General features: G+C 46.7%; 2 tRNA genes and 2 rRNA genes. All 4 read right to left on the bottom strand.

Features of this window, described 5'->3' with window-relative positions:
- Positions 1-1,822 (bottom strand): 23S ribosomal RNA (locus HMPREF2573_RS00060); the annotation flags it as partial.
- 279 nt (positions 1,823-2,101) lie between these two features.
- Positions 2,102-2,177, bottom strand: a tRNA-Ala gene (locus HMPREF2573_RS00055).
- Between the two features lie 4 nt (positions 2,178-2,181).
- Positions 2,182-2,258 (bottom strand) — tRNA-Ile (locus tag HMPREF2573_RS00050).
- Positions 2,259-2,320: 62 nt separating this feature from the next.
- Positions 2,321-3,850, bottom strand: a 16S ribosomal RNA gene (locus HMPREF2573_RS00045).
- Positions 3,851-4,120: the final 270 nt, after the last annotated feature.

Raw genomic sequence — 4,120 nt, 5'->3', positions numbered from 1 at the left:
CTTTGCCAGTAAACTGGCTTGCTATCAGATCTCATTAATAACCGAGCGGATTTGCCTACTCAGTCTAACTACATCCTTCCACCTGGACAACCATCGCCAGGCTGGCATAACCTTCTCCGTCCCTCCATCGCATCATAAACAAGTATCGGAATATTAACCGATTTCCCATCGACTACGCCTTTCGGCCTCGCCTTAGGGGTCGACTCACCCAGCCCCGATTAACGTTGGACTGGAACCCTTGGTCTTCCGGCGAACGGGCTTTTCACCCGTTTTGTCGTTACTCACGTCAGCATTCGCTCTTGTGATACCTCCAGCACACCTTACAGTGCACCTTCACAGGCTTACACAACGCTCCCCTACCACTTAATTGAAACAATTAAATCCGCAGCTTCGGCTCCTAGTTTGAGCCCCGTTACATCTTCCGCGCAGGCCGACTCGACTAGTGAGCTATTACGCTTTCTTTAAAGGGTGGCTGCTTCTAAGCCAACCTCCTAGCTGTCTGTGCCTTCCCACATCGTTTCCCACTTAACTAGGAATTTGGGGCCTTAGCTGGCGGTCTGGGTTGTTTCCCTCTTGACGACGGACGTTAGCACCCGCCGTCTGTCTCCCGGATATTACTCATCGGTATTCGGAGTTTGCATCGGTTTGGTAAGTCGGTGTGACCCCCTAGCCGAAACAGTGCTCTACCCCCAATGGTATTCGTCCGAGGCGCTACCTAAATAGCTTTCGGGGAGAACCAGCTATCACCGAGTTTGATTAGCCTTTCACCCCTATCCACAAGTCATCCCCTGGCTTTTCAACGACAGTGGGTTCGGTCCTCCGGTGCCTGTTACGGCACTTTCAACCTGCTCATGGATAGATCACTCGGTTTCGGGTCTATACCCTGCAACTTAATCGCCCTATTAAGACTCGGTTTCCCTACGGCTCCCCTATTCGGTTAACCTTGCTACAGAATATAAGTCGCTGACCCATTATACAAAAGGTACGCCGTCACCCGACCACTTAATCGTTCTGATTGTCAAATTGTGATTTGACACGATTCATCAAGAAAGTTCTCATACGACCATTATTTTTTATGGTTCGCTCTCGTTTTCTTGCCACTTGTTCATTAATGTAGGCTTCACAATAAACAATACGCCATGTTCTTGCTCTGGTTGAGTAAGTTGTGCCATTATTATGGTCATCAATTCTTTGTTTTAAATTGGTGGTAAAGCCAACATAAAACTCATCATGATTATCCACGTTTTGTATGACATAGACGTAGTAAAAATTCATTGTTATCCTCAAAACGATTAAGTGGTCGGGCTCCGACTGCTTGTATGCACACGGTTTCAGGTTCTATTTCACTCCCCTAACAGGGGTTCTTTTCGCCTTTCCCTCACGGTACTGGTTCACTATCGGTCAGTCAGGAGTATTTAGCCTTGGAGGATGGTCCCCCCATCTTCAGACAGAATTTCTCGTGTTCCGCCCTACTTAATATGTCGCTTAAACAGTTTCGCATACAGGACTATCACCTACTATGGTTGGCTTTCCCACGCCATTTTGCTACTGTAAAATTGATCGGCTCCTCCGTGTTCGCTCGCCGCTACTTACGGAATCTCATTTGATGTCTTTTCCTCGGGGTACTGAGATGTTTCACTTCTCCCGGTTTGCCTTACACAGTAAACTGTGTAATAACCAACTTATGTTGGTTGGGTTTCCCCATTCAGAAATCGCCGGGTCACAGGATATTGCCACCTCACCGACGCTTATCGCAGGCTATCACGTCTTTCATCGCCTCTGACTGCCAAGGCATCCACCATGTGCACTTCATTACTTGACCATACAACCCCAAGTAGTCTGACTTCTAGGAAGTCTTTGGTGTGTATGGGTAATGTGTAACGATTCACCTATGTTTACGCTTGATTCAGTTCTCTTTACTTTTTTGGTGTTTGTATTGGGTACAAACACCAGGTTAATTATTTGTTGGAATTAAATAATTAACCCAGACTCATACTATGTTGTTAAATAATGTTATAAACTTCGTCAGTTTATAAAATAAAAGCATAAATAAGAAATCTTATTTAAATTGCTTATGTATGCTTTGATGTTTAAACTTGCTTGGTGGAGCCAAGGAGAGTCGAACTCCTGACCTCCTGCGTGCAAGGCAGGCGCTCTACCAACTGAGCTATGGCCCCAAAATGGTGGGTCTAATAAGACTTGAACTTATGACCCCCGCGTTATCAACACGGTGCTCTAACCAACTGAGCTATAGACCCGTTTTTAAACATCTTACCAAAGAACAACTTGTTGTGGATTCTTGCCAATCAGATAACTTCGTTAAGGAGGTGATCCAGCCGCAGGTTCCCCTACGGCTACCTTGTTACGACTTCACCCCAGTCATCGACCCCACCGTGGTGATCGCCCTCTTGCGTTAGGCTAACCACTTCTGGTGAGATCAACTCCCATGGTGTGACGGGCGGTGTGTACAAGGCCCGGGAACGTATTCACCGCAGCATTCTGATCTGCGATTACTAGCGATTCCGACTTCATGGAGTCGAGTTGCAGACTCCAATCCGGACTACGATTGGCTTTTTGAGATTAGCATCACATCGCTGTGTAGCAACCCTTTGTACCAACCATTGTAGCACGTGTGTAGCCCTGGTCGTAAGGGCCATGATGACTTGACGTCGTCCCCGCCTTCCTCCAGTTTGTCACTGGCAGTATCCTTAGAGTTCCCGACCGAGTCGCTGGTAACTAAGGAAAAGGGTTGCGCTCGTTGCGGGACTTAACCCAACATCTCACGACACGAGCTGACGACAGCCATGCAGCACCTGTATGTGAATTCCCGAAGGCACTCTCGCATCTCTGCAAGATTCTCACTATGTCAAGACCAGGTAAGGTTCTTCGCGTTGCATCGAATTAAACCACATGCTCCACCGCTTGTGCGGGCCCCCGTCAATTCATTTGAGTTTTAACCTTGCGGCCGTACTCCCCAGGCGGTCTACTTATTGCGTTAACTGCGTCACTAAGTCTTTAAAAGACCCAACGACTGGTAGACATCGTTTACGGCGTGGACTACCAGGGTATCTAATCCTGTTTGCTACCCACGCTTTCGCACCTCAGTGTCAGTATGATGCCAGGGAGCTGCCTTCGCCATCGGTATTCCTCCAGATCTCTACGCATTTCACCGCTACACCTGGAATTCTACTCCCCTCTCACCTACTCTAGTTATCCAGTATCAGATGCAGTTCCCAGGTTAAGCCCGGGGCTTTCACATCTGACTTAAATAACCACCTACGCGCGCTTTACGCCCAGTAATTCCGATTAACGCTTGCACCCTCTGTATTACCGCGGCTGCTGGCACAGAGTTAGCCGGTGCTTATTCTGTGGGTAACGTCAGGGCTTATGGGTATTAACCATAAGCTTTTCCTCCCCACTTAAAGTGCTTTACAACCAAAAGGCCTTCTTCACACACGCGGCATGGCTGGATCAGGCTTTCGCCCATTGTCCAATATTCCCCACTGCTGCCTCCCGTAGGAGTCTGGGCCGTGTCTCAGTCCCAGTGTGGCTGATCATCCTCTCAGACCAGCTACAGATCGTCGCCTTGGTAGGCCTTTACCCCACCAACCAGCTAATCCGACTTAGGCTCATCTAATAGCGAGAGCTAAAAGCCCCCTTTCACCCGTAGGTCGTATGCGGTATTAGCTTGGGTTTCCCCAAGTTATCCCCCACTACTAGGCAGATTCCTAAGCATTACTCACCCGTCCGCCACTAAGTATCAGAAGCAAGCTTCCTAACTTCGTTCGACTTGCATGTGTTAAGCCTGCCGCCAGCGTTCAATCTGAGCCATGATCAAACTCTTCAGTTTAATCTTTTGTTGCCAATATAAAAAGACAAGCTTTTTTTATTGGACTTTAATTTTGGCTCATTCATCGTGTACGTTATGTACTTACTAGCAATAATTGATATTTTAAAAATATCTGCTCATCGTGTAAATGAATTAACTTTGAGTATTTTTGCCTTACTTAAGATAAGTAATTAAGATAAGTAATAAGTATCAATGAATGATAATTTATTTAAGTATCTTGTATTGACAAAAATCCACACAAGTTGTTCTTTAGTTTGGATTTTAAATAGT

This window comes from Moraxella sp. HMSC061H09, assembly GCF_001809255.1.
Taxonomy (GTDB): domain Bacteria; phylum Pseudomonadota; class Gammaproteobacteria; order Pseudomonadales; family Moraxellaceae; genus Moraxella; species Moraxella catarrhalis.
The sequence above is the reverse complement of the archived record's forward strand: the minus strand, read 5'-3'. Positions and strand labels throughout refer to the sequence as shown.